Source organism: Pseudomonas sp. SAR267 (assembly GCF_052077595.1).
In the GTDB taxonomy this organism is placed as follows: Bacteria; Pseudomonadota; Gammaproteobacteria; order Pseudomonadales; family Pseudomonadaceae; genus Aquipseudomonas; species Aquipseudomonas vlassakiae.
In genome coordinates this window covers 2,375,001-2,392,243 of sequence record NZ_JBQIHU010000001.1, presented here as the reverse complement: position 1 = coordinate 2,392,243, position 17,243 = coordinate 2,375,001, and the positions used below count along the sequence as shown (strand labels likewise).

At 62.4% G+C, this 17,243-nt stretch carries 18 protein-coding genes; 8 read left to right on the top strand and 10 right to left on the bottom strand.

Annotated features, from left to right (window positions below; genetic code table 11):
- Nucleotides 1–63: 63 nt before the first annotated feature.
- The gene (trpE, locus tag ACTORR_RS11575; protein WP_054885203.1) at nucleotides 64–1,545 is read left to right on the top strand and encodes an anthranilate synthase component I; all 1,482 of its coding nucleotides are present in this window, start codon (nucleotides 64–66) and stop codon (nucleotides 1,543–1,545) included.
- A 131-nt stretch (nucleotides 1,546–1,676) separates the two neighbouring features.
- On the opposite strand, the gene estP is transcribed toward trpE, so the two are convergent.
- Complete coding sequence (gene estP / locus ACTORR_RS11570; RefSeq protein WP_286935766.1) at nucleotides 1,677–3,557, bottom strand: esterase EstP; 1,881 nt, start codon at nucleotides 3,555–3,557, stop codon at nucleotides 1,677–1,679.
- Between the two features lie 374 nt (nucleotides 3,558–3,931).
- On the opposite strand from estP, the gene ACTORR_RS11565 reads away from it, so the two are divergent.
- The 4 genes from ACTORR_RS11565 to ACTORR_RS11550 all read left to right on the top strand — a co-directional run bounded on the left by ACTORR_RS11565 (nucleotide 3,932) and on the right by ACTORR_RS11550 (nucleotide 7,184).
- Nucleotides 3,932–4,525, top strand: coding sequence for an aminodeoxychorismate/anthranilate synthase component II (locus ACTORR_RS11565; protein WP_054885201.1), 594 nt, complete (start codon nucleotides 3,932–3,934; stop codon nucleotides 4,523–4,525).
- 9 nt (nucleotides 4,526–4,534) lie between these two features.
- Nucleotides 4,535–5,584 (top strand): anthranilate phosphoribosyltransferase, encoded by a 1,050-nt coding sequence (gene trpD, locus ACTORR_RS11560; RefSeq protein WP_054885200.1) that lies wholly within the window; start codon nucleotides 4,535–4,537, stop codon nucleotides 5,582–5,584.
- Nucleotides 5,581–6,414: an indole-3-glycerol phosphate synthase TrpC gene (gene trpC, locus ACTORR_RS11555; protein ID WP_054885199.1), complete on the top strand. Its 834-nt coding sequence runs from the start codon at nucleotides 5,581–5,583 to the stop codon at nucleotides 6,412–6,414. The genes trpD and trpC overlap by 4 nt, the downstream gene beginning before the upstream one ends.
- A 65-nt stretch (nucleotides 6,415–6,479) precedes the next feature.
- Nucleotides 6,480–7,184 (top strand): lipoate--protein ligase family protein, encoded by a 705-nt coding sequence (locus tag ACTORR_RS11550; RefSeq protein WP_054885198.1) that lies wholly within the window; start codon nucleotides 6,480–6,482, stop codon nucleotides 7,182–7,184.
- Here the strand turns inward: ACTORR_RS11550 and crp are convergent.
- A complete protein-coding gene (crp, locus tag ACTORR_RS11545) occupies nucleotides 7,181–7,825 on the bottom strand; it encodes a cAMP-activated global transcriptional regulator CRP (protein ID WP_054885258.1) in 645 nt (214 codons plus the stop codon). The genes ACTORR_RS11550 and crp overlap by 4 nt on opposite strands.
- A 189-nt stretch (nucleotides 7,826–8,014) precedes the next feature.
- Here crp and ACTORR_RS11540 point away from each other — a divergent pair, with 189 nt between their 5' ends.
- Nucleotides 8,015–8,437 carry an OsmC family protein gene (locus ACTORR_RS11540; RefSeq protein ID WP_004376171.1) on the top strand — a complete coding sequence of 141 codons (423 nt, stop codon included), beginning with the start codon at nucleotides 8,015–8,017 and terminating at the stop codon, nucleotides 8,435–8,437.
- A gap of 42 nt (nucleotides 8,438–8,479) precedes the next feature.
- On the opposite strand, the gene ACTORR_RS11535 is transcribed toward ACTORR_RS11540, so the two are convergent.
- The 6 genes from ACTORR_RS11535 to hemJ form a co-directional block, all read right to left on the bottom strand.
- Complete coding sequence (locus ACTORR_RS11535) at nucleotides 8,480–9,520, bottom strand: DUF2157 domain-containing protein (protein WP_286935767.1); 1,041 nt, start codon at nucleotides 9,518–9,520, stop codon at nucleotides 8,480–8,482.
- Nucleotides 9,521–9,533: 13 nt separating this feature from the next.
- Nucleotides 9,534–10,181 carry a 2-polyprenyl-3-methyl-6-methoxy-1,4-benzoquinone monooxygenase gene (gene coq7, locus ACTORR_RS11530; RefSeq protein WP_054885195.1) on the bottom strand — a complete coding sequence of 216 codons (648 nt, stop codon included), beginning with the start codon at nucleotides 10,179–10,181 and terminating at the stop codon, nucleotides 9,534–9,536.
- 66 nt (nucleotides 10,182–10,247) lie between these two features.
- On the bottom strand, nucleotides 10,248–10,586 hold the full coding sequence (locus ACTORR_RS11525; RefSeq protein ID WP_286935769.1) for a histidine triad nucleotide-binding protein: 339 nt from the start codon (nucleotides 10,584–10,586) through the stop codon (nucleotides 10,248–10,250).
- A 63-nt stretch (nucleotides 10,587–10,649) separates the two neighbouring features.
- Nucleotides 10,650–11,432, bottom strand: a complete 783-nt coding sequence (locus ACTORR_RS11520) for an SDR family NAD(P)-dependent oxidoreductase (protein WP_099813715.1) — start codon at nucleotides 11,430–11,432, stop codon at nucleotides 10,650–10,652.
- A 67-nt stretch (nucleotides 11,433–11,499) separates the two neighbouring features.
- The gene (locus ACTORR_RS11515; protein WP_099813714.1) at nucleotides 11,500–12,456 is read right to left on the bottom strand and encodes an NAD(P)H-dependent flavin oxidoreductase; all 957 of its coding nucleotides are present in this window, start codon (nucleotides 12,454–12,456) and stop codon (nucleotides 11,500–11,502) included.
- 23 nt (nucleotides 12,457–12,479) lie between these two features.
- A complete protein-coding gene (hemJ, locus tag ACTORR_RS11510) occupies nucleotides 12,480–12,905 on the bottom strand; it encodes a protoporphyrinogen oxidase HemJ (protein ID WP_286935771.1) in 426 nt (141 codons plus the stop codon).
- 142 nt (nucleotides 12,906–13,047) lie between these two features.
- On the opposite strand from hemJ, the gene argC reads away from it, so the two are divergent.
- Together argC and erpA are read left to right on the top strand one after the other, a co-directional pair.
- Nucleotides 13,048–14,082: an N-acetyl-gamma-glutamyl-phosphate reductase gene (argC, locus tag ACTORR_RS11505; protein WP_099813712.1), complete on the top strand. Its 1,035-nt coding sequence runs from the start codon at nucleotides 13,048–13,050 to the stop codon at nucleotides 14,080–14,082.
- 146 nt (nucleotides 14,083–14,228) lie between these two features.
- Nucleotides 14,229–14,579, top strand: coding sequence for an iron-sulfur cluster insertion protein ErpA (gene erpA / locus ACTORR_RS11500; protein WP_015268740.1), 351 nt, complete (start codon nucleotides 14,229–14,231; stop codon nucleotides 14,577–14,579).
- Between the two features lie 58 nt (nucleotides 14,580–14,637).
- Here the strand turns inward: erpA and ACTORR_RS11495 are convergent, their stop codons facing one another.
- Nucleotides 14,638–15,729, bottom strand: a complete 1,092-nt coding sequence (locus ACTORR_RS11495; protein WP_054885189.1) for an anhydro-N-acetylmuramic acid kinase — start codon at nucleotides 15,727–15,729, stop codon at nucleotides 14,638–14,640.
- A 3-nt stretch (nucleotides 15,730–15,732) separates the two neighbouring features.
- Entirely contained in the window at nucleotides 15,733–17,151 is a 1,419-nt protein-coding gene (locus ACTORR_RS11490) for a peptidoglycan DD-metalloendopeptidase family protein (RefSeq protein WP_054885188.1), read from the bottom strand.
- Nucleotides 17,152–17,243: the final 92 nt, after the last annotated feature.

The window sequence follows — 17,243 nt, the reverse complement described above, 5'->3', positions numbered from 1 at the left end:
CTGCCGGCGCCTGCCGGCCCGTCCGCTTGCCCGACCCTATTGCTGCTTGCCACGAGGCTACCCATGACCCGCGAAGAATTCCTGCGCCTGGCCGCTACCGGCTACAACCGCATCCCTTTGGCCTGTGAAACCTTGGCCGACTTCGACACGCCGCTGTCGATCTACCTGAAACTGGCCGACCAGGCCAACTCCTACCTGCTCGAGTCCGTGCAGGGCGGTGAGAAGTGGGGCCGTTACTCGATGATCGGCCTGCCGTCGCGCACCGTCATGCGCGTGCATGGTTACCGCGTGAGCATTCTGCAGGATGGCGTGGAGGTGGAAAGCCACGACGTCGAAGACCCGCTGGCCTTTGTCGAAAGCTTCAAGGACCGCTACAAGGTCGCCGACATCCCTGGCCTGCCGCGTTTCAACGGTGGCCTGGTCGGCTACTTCGGCTATGACTGCGTGCGCTATGTCGAGAAGCGCCTGGGTGCCAGCCCGAACCCGGACCCGCTGGGCGTGCCAGACATCCTGCTGATGGTTTCCGACGCGGTGGTGGTGTTCGACAACCTGGCGGGCAAGATGCACGCCATCGTGCTGGTTGACCCGGCGCAAGAGCAGGCCTTCGAGCAAGGCCAGGCACGCCTGCAAGACCTGCTGGAAACACTGCGCCAGCCCATCACCCCGCGTCGCGGCCTGGACTTGAGCGGCCCGATGGCTGCCGAACCGGCGTTCCGCTCCAGCTACACCCGGGACGACTATGAGAACGCGGTGGGCCGTATCAAGGAATACATCCTGGCCGGTGACTGCATGCAGGTCGTGCCGTCGCAGCGCATGTCGATCGACTTCAAGGCTGCACCCATCGACCTGTACCGCGCGCTGCGCTGCTTCAACCCGACGCCGTACATGTACTTCTTCAACTTCGGCGACTTCCATGTGGTCGGCAGTTCGCCGGAAGTGCTGGTGCGAGTAGAGGACAACCTGGTCACCGTACGCCCGATCGCCGGTACCCGCCCGCGTGGGGCTACCGAAGAAGCGGACCGGGCGTTGGAAGACGACCTGCTGTCGGACGAGAAAGAGATCGCCGAGCACCTGATGCTCATCGACCTCGGCCGCAATGACGTGGGTCGGGTCTCGTCCACCGGTAGCGTGCGCCTGACCGAGAAGATGGTGATCGAGCGCTACTCCAACGTGATGCACATCGTGTCCAACGTCACCGGCCAACTGCGTGAAGGCCTGACCGCGATGGATGCGCTGCGGGCAATCCTGCCGGCGGGCACCTTGTCGGGTGCACCGAAGATCCGTGCGATGGAGATCATCGACGAGCTTGAGCCGGTCAAGCGTGGCGTCTACGGTGGTGCGGTCGGCTACTTCGCCTGGAACGGCAACATGGATACCGCGATTGCCATCCGTACAGCGGTGATCAAGGATGGCGAACTGCATGTGCAGGCAGGTGGCGGCATCGTTGCCGACTCGGTGCCGGCGCTGGAATGGGAAGAGACCATCAACAAGCGCCGGGCGATGTTCCGTGCCGTGGCGCTGGCTGAGCAGACTACCGCCAAGTAAATCGATTGGGGCCGCTTTGCGGCCCTTAGCGGGCTTGCCCGCTCCCACAGATATTGCGCAAGTCTTGAAGCATGTGCGATCCCTGTGGGAGCGGGCAAGCCCGCGAAGTGCTGCAAAGCAGCCCCAAGGATTTAGAAGTCGATGCTGACGCCCAGACTCACACCCTGCTGAGTCAACTCATCACTTTTGCGCCAGTTGTAGTTCCCGCGCAGGTTCACCCCCGCCACCAGTTCATGGCTCACTCCCAGGCTCGCCCGGGTCAAATCACTGTGCGGCGTATACCCGGTCAGCGTGAAGTCATTGGCCGGCAACGTCGTCAGGTGCAAGGTCACATCCTGTTGGTCATCCTCGAACTCATGCTCATGCGCCACCTCGGCAACCAGCCGGGTGCCCGGCAGTACCTGCACGCTGCCTAGCAGCCCAACGCCCAGGCGCCGCGAAGTCCGCTCCTGATCATCAAAGCCCAGCGCAGTCGATCGCCCGCTTTTTTCGTCATAGCCATCGACTTTTACCCGCGCATGATCGGCACTGATAAAAGGTGCCAGTTGCCAGCTGCTGCTTTCGGCCGCCAGGTTGTAGCCCACCCGGGCAGTCACGGCCCAAGCCTCGCCATCGGTGTCACCCTTTTCACTGCGGTCGTTGACGCCAAGTGCGAAGGTGCGCTTGAGGTCGTGGTAGTCCAGACGACCCGCGCTCAACGCGGCATCGACCCACCAGCGGTCCTGCCGGAACTGGGCGAAGGCGCTGGCCAGGTAGCTGTCGAGCTTGTAGTCCGAGTCCTGTTCACCGGCCTCCAGCTTCTGCCGGTATACACCACCGGCAAGGCCCAGGCGCCAGGCGTCGTTGAGACGGTAACTGCCGCCCAAGGTCAGGTTGTAGCTGTGTCCGTCAGCGCTGGCAGCACTGCGCTGGTCATCGAAGTCCAGGTCCTGGCCACCGGTGCTGACGAAAGCTTGCCATTGGCCGACGGCCTGCCAGGGTGACTGCCACTGATTGCGCAGTTCGTCCTGGTGCGCACGCAAGCTGGCGTGAGCCATTTCCGGCAACAGGGTCAACTCCCAGGGAGCAGAAATGATCGAATAGGCGTAGTCGGCAATCAGTTGCTGGCCGGCAATGGTTGGGTGTACTGAGTCATTGAACAGCAATTTGGTCGGATCTGGCGTTGTGCCATTTATGCCATATATCGGGTTTCCCAAGCATCCTTCGCCGCTGTAGCAGGTGCCAACCAGGTTCTGGCCGATAGCCAGGCCGAACTGACTGGGGCTCGCCAGGGCCTCGCTCAGCAGCACGGGAATGTTCAGCGGGATGATTTCGGCATCGATCTGCCTCAGTTGGCTGAGCAGCGACTGGTTGAATGCACCGGAAAGCAGCGACAGCGGGTTTTGCTGGGGCGTGCCGCTGAAGTTTGGGGTTTGTCCGAGGTCAGGCAGCAGCCAGACCATGATGTAGCGAGCCCCGCCCTGCTGCAGCGCCTGGGCACTGGCGGCCAGACGGCCGCCGGCGGCGATGGCATCGGCCGGGCTGTTCACCAGCCCCTGCAGGAAATCGTTGCCGCCGCCGGTCAGGTAGTACAGCGCATTGGGGTCGGCACGCAGGCCGTTGGCCAGGTAGCCCGGTTTTTCCCGTAGAACCAGTCCGGCACCAGGGCGACCTGGCGGGATGATGGTTTCGGACGTGCTGGTGATCGAATTCAGGATCTGCTGGGTGGTGTAGCCGCCGACCGCCCAGTTGTTGCCATCGGCAATCCCCAGCAACGGATTGACGGGGGAGGTGGAGGAGCCGAGCGCTGTCGGGTTCACGCCCAGCCGACCGCCCAGGATCATCGGCGACACCGGGGCGTAGTCGCCATTGGCATTGCGGTTGGTGAAGCGTGCGTCACCAAACTGCCCGGCGTCGCTGAGGCTGTCGCCAAAAACTATCAATGTGGAGTAGGGCGAAGGCGCGGCGAAGGCCTGGCTGCAGGCCAAGGCCAGCGAGGCGAGGGTGAACCGTACCAGGGGGGCTTTTCGCATCGTTGAACATCCTATTCATTGTTTTTATGAGGAGTAGCTGCTCGACCTTAGCAAATCGCTTTGCATCCCTCCCAAGTCCATTCGTTTCCCCGTGTTTACAGGCATATTGCGCCAGCCGCCCCGGTAGGCTACTGTGCCTGCAAGTATGAGCGAGACCTATCCTGTGTTGATCGTCAGCAAACTCTTGATGCGCGTAATCAAGGCCCATGCCCGTTGGCGTTGGCGCGCCTGACTTTATCTCCTGCCGGCCAGTCCGGCCCGTCCCCGTTTACCTTCCTGTCCGTTTAGCGACTGCCCTTCGTGGCCAAACCGTGCCTGCGGTGGTGTAGGAAGGTTCGTTTTTTGAAGTCAGTAGATTCAAGAGGTTTAGCCCGATGTTACTGATGATCGACAATTACGACTCATTCACTTACAACGTTGTTCAGTACCTTGGCGAGCTGGGTGCCGAGGTCAAGGTCATTCGCAATGATGAAATGACCATCGCCGAGATCGAAGCCCTCAACCCCGAGCGCATCGTTGTTTCCCCAGGCCCGTGCACGCCGAGCGAAGCAGGCGTGTCCATCGAAGCCATCCTGCATTTTGCCGGCAAGCTGCCGATCCTCGGCGTATGTCTGGGCCACCAGTCCATCGGCCAGGCCTTCGGCGGTGATGTGGTGCGTGCCCGTCAGGTCATGCATGGCAAGACCAGCCCGGTGCACCACCGCGACCTCGGCGTGTTCGCCGAGCTCAACAACCCGCTCACGGTAACCCGCTACCACTCCCTGGTGGTCAAGCGCGAAACCCTGCCGGATTGCCTGGAGGTCACCGCCTGGACTGCCCATGAAGACGGTTCGGTCGACGAGATCATGGGCCTGCGCCACAAGACCTTGAACATTGAAGGGGTACAGTTCCACCCCGAGTCCATCCTCACCGAGCAGGGCCACGAGCTGTTCGCCAACTTCCTCAAGCAGACCGGCGGCCGCCGCTAAGGATTGATCATGGATATCAAGAGCGCGTTGGGCCGCATCGTCGGTCACCTGGACCTCAGCACCGATGAAATGCGTGACGTCATGCGCCAGATCATGACCGGCCAATGCAGCGAGGCGCAGATCGGCGCCTTCCTGATGGGCATGCGCATGAAGAGCGAGAGCATTGACGAGATCGTCGGTGCGGTCTCGGTGATGCGCGAGCTGGCTGACAAAGTCGAACTGAAAAGCCTCGATGGCGTGGTGGATATCGTCGGTACCGGCGGTGATGGCGCCAACATCTTCAACGTTTCCACCGCGTCCGCGTTTGTCCTCGCCGCTGCCGGCTGCAGCGTGGCCAAGCATGGCAACCGTGCCGTGTCGGGCAAGAGCGGCAGCGCCGACCTGCTGGAAGCCGCCGGTATCTACCTGAACCTGACTCCGACCCAGGTCGCTCGCTGCATTGACAGCTTGGGCATCGGTTTCATGTTCGCCCAGAGCCATCACAGTGCCATGAAACATGCCGCTGGCCCGCGTCGCGATCTGGGGCTGCGTACCCTGTTCAACATGCTCGGCCCGCTTACGAATCCGGCCGGTGTGAAGCACCAGGTGGTCGGTGTGTTCACCCAGGCGCTATGCCGCCCGTTGGCCGAGGTCCTGCAGCGGCTGGGCAGCAAGCATGTGCTGGTGGTGCACTCGAAGGATGGCCTGGACGAGTTCAGCCTGGCTGCGCCAACCTTCGTCGCCGAGCTGAAGAATGACGAGATCACAGAGTATTGGGTCGAACCCGAAGACCTAGGCATGAAGAGCCAGAGCCTGCATGGCTTGGCTGTCGAGACGCCGCAGGCCTCGCTGGAGCTGATCCGCGATGCCCTGGGCCGGCGCAAGACCGAAAACGGCCAGAAGGCCGCCGAAATGATCGTGCTCAATGCTGGCGCGGCACTGTATGCCGCTGACCATGCCATGAGCCTGAAGGCTGGCGTGGAACTGGCCCACGACGTACTGCACACCGGGCTGGCCTGGGAGAAACTGCAGGAACTGGGCGCCTTTACTGCAGTATTCAAGGTGGAGAACGAAGCATGAGTGTGCCGACGGTGCTGGAAAAGATCATCGCCCGCAAGTTCCAGGAAGTGGCCGAGCGCAGCGCGCGCGTCAGCCTTGCCGAACTGGAGCGCCTGGCCAAGGCAGCTGATGCCCCGCGTGGCTTTGCCAATGCGCTGATCGAGCAGGCCAAGCGAAAGCAGCCGGCGGTAATCGCCGAAATCAAGAAGGCTTCGCCAAGCAAAGGCGTGATCCGCGAGAACTTCGTGCCGGCGGACATCGCCGTCAGCTACGAGAAAGGCGGGGCGACCTGCCTGTCGGTGCTGACCGATGTGGATTACTTCCAGGGCGCAGACGAGTACCTGCAGCAGGCCCGCGCGGCTGTTTCGCTGCCGGTGATCCGCAAGGACTTCATGGTCGACCCGTACCAGATCTTCGAGGCCCGTGCCCTGGGTGCCGACTGCGTGCTGTTGATCGTGTCGGCGCTGGATGATGTGAAGATGGCGGAGCTGGCTTCGGTGGCCAAGGATGTCGGCCTCGACGTGCTGGTCGAGGTGCATGATGGCGATGAGCTGGAGCGTGCGCTGAAGACCCTCGATACGCCGCTGGTGGGGGTGAACAACCGTAACCTGCACACCTTCGAAGTCAGCCTGGAAACCACCCTCGACCTGCTGCCACGCATTCCACGAGAGCGTCTGGCGATTACCGAGAGCGGAATTCTCAACCGTGCCGATGTCGAGCTGATGGAGATCAACGAGGTCTACTCGTTCCTGGTCGGTGAGGCGTTCATGCGCGCACCGCATCCGGGGCTGGAGCTGCAGCGGTTGTTCTTCCCGGATCAGGTGAAGAAGACTGTTCAGCCTCTGGACTGATCGAAACAAAGCCGGCTTGATGCCGGCTTTTTCATGCCCGCAAAAACAATATGAAAGGTGGATCAATGACCGATCAACCCCTGGCCCTCACCGTCGAGCAGGGCCTGCATGCCGAGCAGGAGCTACTCGCTGCCGTCTGCCGTGGCGAGCGCGATTGCGGCGTGCTGTTCTGGCGCCCCACCGATCACGCCCTGGTCATGCCACGCCGCATGAGCCGCCTGGACAACTTCGAAGCCGCCTGCTCGGAGCTGGCAATTGCCGGCTGGCCGGTCCTGCTGCGTGAAACCGGTGGTGAGCCGGTGCCGCAGTCGCACGCGACGGTGAACGTTGCACTGGTCTACGTGGCCCCGCGTAGCGAAGGCGATCATGGCCGAATCGAAAGCGCCTACGAACGCCTGTGCCTGCCATTGTGCGATGTGCTGCGCGAGTGGGGCGGCGTCGCTTCGGTGGGTGAAATCGATGGTGCCTTCTGTGATGGTCGTTACAACGTCAACCTCAATGGCCGCAAACTGGTCGGTACGGCCCAGCGCTGGCGCCAGGGCCTGGGTGGCAAACGCCCGGTGGTGCTGGTGCATGGCGCGCTGCTGCTGGACAACGAGCGCGAGTCGATGGTCGCGGCGGTCAACCGCTTCAATGAGTGCTGCGACCTGGAGCAACGCTGCCGCGCCGACAGCCATATCGCCCTGCACGAAGTGGCGCCTGAGGCGCCCTGGTTCGAGCGCCTGTCCCTGGCCTACCGCGACGTGCTGGCGGCGCTGCCCAAGGATTAACGAGTGCCGTAGACCACCATGGTCTTGCCCTTGACCTGTACCAGGCTGCGTTCTTCGAGGTCTTTGAGGACGCGGCCGACCATTTCCCGTGAGCAACCGACGATTCGACCGATTTCCTGACGGGTGATCTTGATCTGCATGCCGTCCGGGTGGGTCATGGCATCCGGTTGCTTGCACAGGTCGAGCAGGCAACGGGCCACGCGGCCGGTAACGTCGAAGAAGGCCAGGTCGCCGACCTTGCGCGTGGTGTTGCGCAGGCGCTGGGCCATCTGGCTACCCAGGGCGTAGAGAATCTCCGGGTCCTGGCGGGCCAGTTCGCGGAACTTGTCGTAGCTGATCTCTGCCACTTCGCACTCGGTCTTGGCACGTACCCAGGCGCTGCGCTGTTGCTCGCCGCCTGCCGGTTCGAATAGCCCCAGCTCGCCAAAGAAGTCGCCATTGTTGAGGTAGGCGATGATCATCTCGTGACCTTCGTCGTCTTCGATCAGGATGGTGACCGAGCCCTTGATGATGAACGACAGCGTTTCGGCACGGTCGCCTGCGCAGATGATATTGCTTTTGGCGGTGTAGCGGCGGCGCTGGCAATGAACCAGCAGTTTGTCGATGTTCTTGATCTTGGCGGGTAGGGCTGAGGCAACCATCACGAAATCCTGTTCGAGGCGAGGCATAGGCTCTTCTAGACCTTGTCTGACGCGACGCGCCAGTCAATTGGCGCCAGCTTATCAGACAGCGCTTGAAGTTTTGCCACTAAAGCGACTCGCATTGAGCTTTTCCGACAGGCATACAAGGCTTAAGCTGACACCCTTTTGCGAATCCAGGAGTACGGACAGATGAAGGCACGCATCCAGTGGGCCGGTGAAGCGATGTTCCTCGGTGAGTCGGGGAGCGGCCACGTGGTGGTGATGGACGGCCCGCCCGAGGCGGGCGGCCGCAACCTGGGCGTGCGCCCGATGGAAATGCTCCTGCTCGGCCTTGGAGGCTGCAGCAGCTTCGACGTGGTGAGCATCCTGAAGAAGTCGCGCCAGGCGGTGGAAAGCTGCGAAGCGTTCCTGGAAGCCGAGCGTGCCAGTGAAGACCCGAAGGTGTTCACCAAGATCCACATGAACTTCGTGGTCAAAGGGCGAGGGCTGAAAGAGGCTCAGGTCAAGCGTGCGGTGGAGCTGTCGGCTGAGAAGTACTGCTCGGCGTCGATCATGCTCGAACGTGCCGGTGTTGAAATCACCCATGGCTATGAAATCGTAGAGCTGGGCTGAGTCCGACGATCGGGGCCGAGCAGCGGCCCCGGCGAGCCGCAGTCAGTCACGCAGGACCGGGAAGGCTTCCAGCAACCATGCCGGCAAACTGCTTCTGACCGCCCGGCTCAACTGCTCCCGCCGCTTTTGATACCCCAACCCCAAGCCGATCACCCCCAGCCCGATGAGGCTCAGCACCAGCGGGAACAGCAGCGATTCGGCTAACACGTCGTAAGACAGATAACCCAGATAAGCTGCTACCCCCAGCGCACCGAACACCATGAACACCGGCCGGCGCAACAACACCGCAGCACCCATCAAGGCCAGGTTGATCAGGCAGTACAGAGCCTTGCCCAGTTCACTGTCGCTTTCCATCATCGTCAGCCCGCCCCAGAATGCCGCCAGGCCAGCCAGATAGCCCCAGTGGGCATAGTCCTCGCGGGTACGCCCATCGACGATCAGGAATACCAAAAGCAAGCCGAGCCCGAACCACAGTGACACCGTGCGCCGCTGTTCCCAGGAGAAGGGCGAGCCGTACACCCATTCGCTCAGGTCCATCGACATGAACCACAGGGCCACGGCGATCGGCATCACCACGAAGGGGTAGGGAACCAGGCGCAGCATGAGCAGCCCGGCAACCACGGTGGCGGCCTCCATCAGCAGCCAGCCACCCTGCACGTAGGTGTAGTACTGGTGATAGTCCGCCTGTGCATCATCCAGTGGCCACCAACCCGTCAGGCGCTCGATGGCGAACACGACCAACGGCACGATACTGACCGCGACGGCGGCCAGTACCCCGGCGGCAACCGGTTGCTTGCGCCCCTGCAGGTTGAGGGCGAACGAGGTGAGGAGAACGACATAAAGTGTGGCGATGGCCAGCAAGGCTCCGTCACCCATTGTCATCCAGGCTTCGGTGAGCAGCCAGCCCATTGCTCCCATGATCAGCAGCGCGCCGAAGTAAAAGGCGACATGGGCAAGCTGGAAATTGCCCTGGGCTGGCGTTTGCTGGCGCAGGAAAGCCAGCAAGGCCTGGTCTTGGCCAGGCTGCAGAATGCCGGCTTGCACGGCGCGCGCCAGGTCCTTGGCGTCGATACGGTCCCTCATGCGTGTGTCCTTGTCAGATGCGGTAGGTACTTTTGGTCATGACCTTGGCCAGCAGGCTCATGCCGAAACGCACCGGCATCGGGAAGCGGTAGCCGCCAGCTTCAAGGGCAGACTCGGCGTGCTGCTCTTCATCCACGCGCATCTGTTGGAGAATGGCGCGGGATTTCTCGTCTTCCTGCGGCAGCTGTTCCAGGTGTTCGTCCAGGTGTTTGCAGACCTGATGCTCGGTAGCGGCGACGAAACCCAGGCTGACTTTGTCGCTGACCAGGCCGGCAAGAGCGCCAATGCCGAATGACATGCCGTAGAACAGTGGGTTGAGCACGCTCGGGTGGCTGCCCAGCTGACGGATACGTTGTTCGCACCAGGCCAGGTGGTCGACTTCCTCTTCGGCAGCATGTTCCATGGCCTTGCGCACTTGCGGCAGCTTGGCGGTCAGGGCCTGGCCCTGATACAACGCCTGGGCGCAGACTTCGCCGGTATGGTTGATGCGCATCAGCCCGGCGATGTGGCGGGTCTGGTTGTCATCCAGTTCCGCATCAGGCTGGATGATCGCCGGCGATGGGCGGGAGGGTTGGCCGCTGAAGGGCAGCAAGGTGCGCATGGCGGTATCGGCCTGCAGCAACAAGCGGTCGAGCGGCGAGTAGTGACGTTCGGTAGCCATCGGGCACCTCCGCTGAAGTGATGCCCGACAGTTTACCTCAATCGCTCAGGAGGAGCTTGCCTTGGGTCAGCCCGGTGGCCAGTGCATCTGGCGCTGGCCAAGCACGTGCATGTGGATGTGATAGACGGTCTGGCCGCCTTGCTCGTTACAGTTCATGACCACGCGGAAGCCATCCTCGCAGCCCAGTTCCTTGGCCAGGCGCTGGGCGGTAAACAGGATGTGGCCGGCCAGGCCCTTGTCCTCTTCGGTCAGGTCATTGAGGGTGCGGATGTGCTTTTTCGGGATGACCAGAAAATGCACCGGCGCCTGCGGCGCGATGTCATGGAACGCCAGAACCTGGTCGTCCTCGTAAATGATCTTCGCCGGGATCTCCCGCTTGATGATCTTGATGAATAGATCTTCCACAGCACTTGCTCCATGGTGAGTGTCGGGCCGAGTGTACTCAGCCGGGCGTCACTCGCCCAGTGGCTATTCCATGCCAACCGGGCAGTAACGGCGATGGATGAAGCCGGCCAGCTTGCGTGTCAACCAGCGCGGCAGCAGGCGCGGAGCGAAGGCCAGCCAGCGATCACGGCGTACCGGCATGATCACTGCGCGATTTTTCGCCAATGCGCGCACCGTGCACAACGCCACTTCTTCAGGGCTCAGGCAACGGCTGTTGCCTTCAAGCCGGGGGATGCGCCGGCGCGACGAGCGGACCGGGCCGGGGCAAAGCACCGATACCTTGATGCCAGCAGGCTTGAGCTCTTCGCGCAGCGCTTCGCTGAAGTGCATCACATAGGCTTTGCTGGCGGCATAGGTGGCCATGCCCGGCCCCGGTGCCACAGCGGCCAGCCCAGCGACGTTGAGGATCTGCCCGCCACCTTGCACCGCCATCAGGTTGCCAATGGCGTGGCACAGTCGGCTCAGGGCAAGGATGTTGACCTCCAGCAAGTCCTGTTCGTCGGCCCATTCGTGGGCCAGGAACGGGCCATAGGTCCGCTGGCCGGCGCAGTTGGCCAGCAGGTCGATGCGTCGCTCGCCTTCTTCCAGTTCCAGCACGAAACCGGACAGCCGCAGGGGTTGGCTGAGGTCACAGGCGCGTAGCAGCACTTCGACGCCGAAGCGCTGGGCCAGTTCGAGCGCTATCGGCTCCAGCGTTTCTCGATGGCGTGCCACCAGGATCAGGTTGCGCCCGCGCCGTGCCAGTGCTTCCGCCAGGGCCAGGCCCAGGCCGCTGGAAGCTCCGGTAATCATGGCGTAACGGGTCATGCAAGGCTCCTGGGGGCTGAAGAGGGCGCCTAGTGTACAGCCTGGCCGCGCGAGTTGTTGCCTTTTGCTAGAGGGCCTTGTCGCGCAACGCCTGGAAGCGCGCCAAGGCGGCGCGGTACTCGTTGTGCAGGCGCTCGATCAGTGTGGCGGCTGCAGGCAAGTCATGGATTTCGCCGACGCCCTGGCCGGCCGACCAGACGGTCTTCCAGGCCTTGGCTTCATCGTCGATCGGCTTGAGCTTGCCTTGCTCGTGCCCGGATTTCAGTGCCGCCATGTCATACCCGGCCTGTTCAAGGCTGGGGCGCAGGAAGCTGGCCGGGATGCCGGAGACGGCAGGCGTGTGGATGATGTCTGCGGCTTGGGCCTCAAGGAGCATCTGCTTATAGGCTGCCTGGGCATGGCTTTCGTGGGTGGCAATGAAACGCGTGCCCATGTAGGCCAGGTCGGCACCGAGCAACTGTGCAGCGAGAATCTCGTGACCGTGGTTGATGCAGCCGGCCAGCAGCAGGGTCTTGTCGAAGAACTGGCGGATTTCGGCCGCCAGCGCGAACGGGCTCCAGGTACCTGCATGGCCACCGGCGCCGGCTGCAACGGCGATCAGACCGTCGACGCCAGCTTCGGCGGCTTTCTCGGCGTGACGGCGGGTGGTGACGTCGTGGAACACCAGGCCGCCGTAGCCGTGCACTGCATCCACCACTTCCTTCACGGCGCCGAGGCTTGTGATGACAATGGGTACGCGGTGCTCGACGCACAGTGCGAGGTCAGCCTGTAACCTCGGGTTGGTCGGGTGGACGATCAGGTTCACCGCATAGGGTGCTGGCGCCTGCAACTGATCCAATCCCGCCTCGATTTCTTCCAGCCAGGCCTTGAAACCGGTGCTGTCACGTTGGTTCAACGCCGGGAAACTGCCGACCACGCCACTGCCACAGCAGGCCAGTACCAGCTCGGGGTTGGAAATCAGGAACATCGGCGCTGCCACCACAGGCAAGCGCAGGCGTTGTTCAAGCGAAGCGGGCAGGGGCATGGATCAGGCTCCATCGTGTCATGTCAGAACGGTTTGACCACCACCAGAATCACGATGCCCAGCAGGAACAGTACGGGCACCTCGTTGAACCAGCGGTAGTAGACGTGGCTGCGGGTATTGTTGCCGGCGGCGAAGCGTTTGCGCTGGGCACCACAGATGTGATGGTAGCCGGTCAGCAGAATCACCAGGGTGAGCTTGGCATGCAGCCAGCCCTGGCTCAGCCATCCGGGTGTCAGGTAGAGCATCCAGGCGCCAAACACGTAAGTGGCGATCATTGCCGGGTTCATGATGCCGCGGTACAGCTTGCGCTCCATGGTAACGAAGCGTTCCTGGCTGACGCTGTCCTGACTCTGGGCGTGGTAAACGAACAGCCTGGGCAGGTAGAACAGGCCGGCGAACCAGCAGACCACGCTGACGATATGCAGCGCTTTGATCCATAGGTAAAGCATGGAGGGAGTTCCTTCAGGTAATCACGGTCGTCAGATAGTAGAGCCCAAGCGCTCGAAGGGGCACCCCAAGAGTTGTTACAGCCGCTTTGCCCCCCTATCATCGTGCGCTTTCCAGACGGCTCGTTGATAAGGGGCAAGCGTTATGATCAAGGTCGGTATCGTCGGCGGCACGGGTTACACCGGCGTCGAACTGTTGCGTCTGCTGGCACAGCATCCTCAGGCCGAAGTGGCGGTCATCACTTCGCGCTCCGAAGCGGGCGTGGCGGTCGCCGACATGTATCCGAACCTGCGCGGCCACTATGACGGCCTGGCTTTCAGCGTGCCGGACAGCAAAACCTTGGCCGCCTGCGACGTGGTGTTCTTCGCCACGCCGCACGGGGTCGCCCATGCCCTGGCTGGCGAACTGTTGGCTGCCGGGACCAAGGTGATCGACCTGTCCGCCGACTTCCGCCTGCAGGATGCAGCCGAGTGGGGCAAATGGTATGGCCAGCCACATGGCGCTCCAGAGCTGCTCAAGGACGCCGTCTACGGCTTGCCTGAGGTCAACCGTGAAAAAATCCGCCAGGCACGCCTGATTGCCGTGCCGGGTTGCTACCCGACCGCTACCCAGCTGGGCTTCCTGCCTCTGCTCGAAGCTGGCCTGGCCGACCCCTCGCGCCTCATTGCCGACTGCAAGTCGGGCGTCAGCGGCGCTGGCCGTGGTGCAGCGGTGGGGTCGCTGTTCTGTGAGGCAGGCGAAAGCATGAAGGCCTACGCGGTCAAGGGCCACCGTCACCTGCCTGAAATCAGCCAGGGCCTGCGCCTGGCCGCTGGCAGGGACATCGGGCTGACCTTCGTGCCGCACCTGACTCCGATGATCCGTGGCATCCACGCCACCCTTTATGCGACCGTCGCCGACAAGTCGATCGACCTGCAGGCGCTGTTCGAAAAGCGTTACGCCGACGAGCCGTTCGTCGACGTGATGCCGGCCGGCAGCCACCCGGAAACCCGCAGCGTGCGCGGAGCCAACGTCTGCCGTATCGCCGTTCATCGCCCGCAGGGGGGGGATCTGGTGGTGGTGCTGTCGGTAATCGACAACCTGGTCAAAGGGGCTTCGGGCCAGGCGGTGCAGAACCTCAACATCCTGTTCGGCCTGGACGAGCGCATGGGCCTTTCCCATGCCGGCCTGCTGCCGTAAGCGCTCGCTGATGGAACAGGCCCGCCCAGTGCGGGCCTTTTTGTTTGTCGCGACTAAAGCCGCACAATTCTTGACCAATTTTCTCGGAGAAGCGGATAATGCGCGTCATCGAGTTTTATGGCGGCTACCGCGCCGGGAGAATAAACATGAGCGTCGAAACCTTCACCCCTACGGCTTTGGAATTCACCCACGGCGCCGCGCAAAAGGTGAAGAACCTGGTTTCCGAAGAAGGCAATGACCGCCTCAAGCTGCGCGTGTTCGTCACCGGTGGCGGCTGCTCGGGCTTCCAGTACGGCTTCACCTTCGATGAGGACGTGGCTGAAGACGACACCATTGTCGAGCGTGAAGGCGTTTCGCTGGTGGTCGACCCAATGAGCTTCCAGTATCTCGCCGGTGCCGAAGTGGACTATCAGGAAGGCCTGGAAGGTTCGCGCTTCGTGATCAAGAACCCGAATGCTGCGACCACCTGCGGTTGCGGTTCTTCGTTCTCGATCTGAGCCAAGGCTGTACGAAAACGCCGCGCTATTGCGCGGCGTTTTGCTTTGTGGCTAGGGGTCAGGCGGGGTAGATCGCGCCGAGTACGCGTAACCCTTTGGCCGCTGTCACACTAGGGCGATTGGCGGCAATGCCCTCGAGGCAACAGTGGGCGAGCCAGGCAAAGGCCATGGCCTCGACCCAGTCCGGATCCACGCCATGGGCACCGGTGCTGGTTACCCGGGCCTTGGGCAGCAGTTCGGCAAGCCGATTCATCAGGGCGCCATTGCGAGCGCCGCCGCCGCAGACCAGCAGTGCTTCGGTGCCATGCTGGGCGTTTTGCAACGATTCGACGATGCCGCGCGCAGTCAGCTCCAGCAGGGTGGCCTGGACATCTTCTTCACGGTAGCTCGGTAGACTCGCCAGGTGGGCATCCAGCCATGGCAGGTTGAACACTTCTCGGCCGGTGCTCTTCGGACCGGTGCCGGCGAAGAACGGGTCACTCAGCAGGCGGCTGAGCAGATCGCCCTGCACGATGCCGCTGGCCGCCCAGGCGCCATCCGCGTCATAAGCCTGACCACGCTTGCGCTCGATCCAGGCGTCCAGCAGCACGTTGCCGGGCCCGCAGTCGAAGCCATGCACGGGCCTGGCCTCTTCGATCAGGCTCAGGTTGCTGAAACCACCCACATTGAGGACCGCCAGGCGTTGGCCGAGGTGGCCAAACAGGGTTTCATGGAAGGCCGGCACCAACGGGGCGCCCTGGCCTCCTGCAGCAACATCGCGGCGGCGAAAGTCGGCGACCACGCTGATACCGGTAAGCTCGGCGAGCAGCGCCGGGTTGCCGATCTGCACGGTGAAGCCGCGAGCCGGCTCATGGCGGATGGTCTGGCCATGGCTGCCGATGGCGCGGATGGCCTCGGCCGGCAGCCCTTGCTTGTCGAGCAACTGCCGTATGCCTTCACCTGCCAGGCTGGCCCAGTGGTTCTCTGCCAGCGCGGCGCGGGCAATCTCGTCAGGGCCGCTGCTGCAGAGGCTGAGCAGTTGCTGGCGCAGGTCGGTCGGCATGGGCAGGTAATGAGTGGCGAGCAACTGAAGCTGCTCGCCCTGATCGACCAGGGCGATATCCAGGCCATCAAGGCTGGTACCGGACATCACCCCCAGATAAAGCGCCATGGGTCAGCGCTTGTTGGCCGCGAGCATGGTGGCCTTTTCCTGGTCCATGCGGGCGATCAACGGTTGGCTCTGTTGCATGAAGCGCTGGCGTTCGTTCTTGGCGATCGGATCAGCCATCGGCACCTTCTGGCTCAGCGGGTCGACGTGCACGCCGTTTACCTGAAACTCGTAGTGCAGGTGCGGGCCGGTCGACAGGCCGGTAGTACCGATGTAACCGATGATCTGGCCCTGCTTCACGTTACTGCCGGTCTTGATGCCCTTGGCGAAGCCCTGCATGTGACCGTAAAGAGTTTTGTAGCTGTTGCCGTGGGCAATGATCACGGTGTTGCCGTAACCGCCGCGGCGGCCAGCCAGTTCGATGCGGCCATCACCGGCTGCCTTGATCGGCGTGCCACGTGGGGCCGCATAGTCCACACCCTTGTGCGCGCGAATCTTGTTCAGGATCGGGTGCTTGCGGCCGGCGGAAAAGCGCGAGCTGATGCGGGCGAAGTCGACCGGGGTGCGGATGAAAGCCTTGCGCAGGCTGTTGCCGTCAGCGGTGTAGTAGCTGGTGTTGCCCTGCTTGTTGGTGTAGCGCACGGCGGTGTAGGTCTTGCCGCGGTTGGTGAAGCGTGCGGACAGGATGTTGCCGGTGCCGACCACCTTGCCGTCCATGACCTTTTGCTCGTAGACCACGTCGAACTCGTCGCCCGGGCGGATATCCTGGGCGAAGTCGATGTCGTAGCCCAAGACCTTGGCCATGTCCATGGTCATGCTGTGGGAAAGTCCGGCGCGCTGGGCGGATGCCGACAGCGAGCTTTTGATCACGCCATGGGCGTAAGCGGTGCGGACCACCGGCTTGCTGATCTCGCGATCGAAGGTGTAGCCCTTTGCGGTCTTGGTCAAGCGGATGGTTTCGAGGTTGCTGACCTTGCTGTGCAGGCTGGCCAGTTGGCCGTCCTTGTCGAGTTCGAACTGCAGCACCTGGCCATGCTTCAGCTGACTGAACTGCTTGGCTTGCTTGTTGCTGGCCAGCAGGTCGTGCACGGCATTGGCCGGTAGACCTACCTTGGCGAACAGGGTGGACAGGGTGTCGCCACGGGATACGGTCACTTCGCGGTGACCTGGCTCCTTGGCCTCAGGCGTTTTCTCGGTGGCCGGCGCTTCTTGTGCTGCCTGCCCGGTGCTGGTTTCGGCGCCGTCGATCTGTGCGAAGGGGGAGCCCTGATCGCCTTGAGCCTGGACCAGCGGCGTGCTGCTGGCTTCGTCCTTCAACTGCTCGGCCGGGCTTTCCAGCTCCAGGCTGAGGGTGGTCTTTTTGGCTTCGACCTCGCTGGAGGGAAATACCAGCAGTGCCAGGCTGAGCAGGGCGGCGATGCCGCTGGCGGCCAACAGATGGCTTTTCGGATAAAGCGGGGGCGCTTTAGGCGTTTCGTTGGTCATAGATAAGGTGACTTTGAAGAAAAATGAATATGGAAAAGATGAATGACATGATGAAGATGAAATAACTGTATAAAATATAACCAAATCCGCTT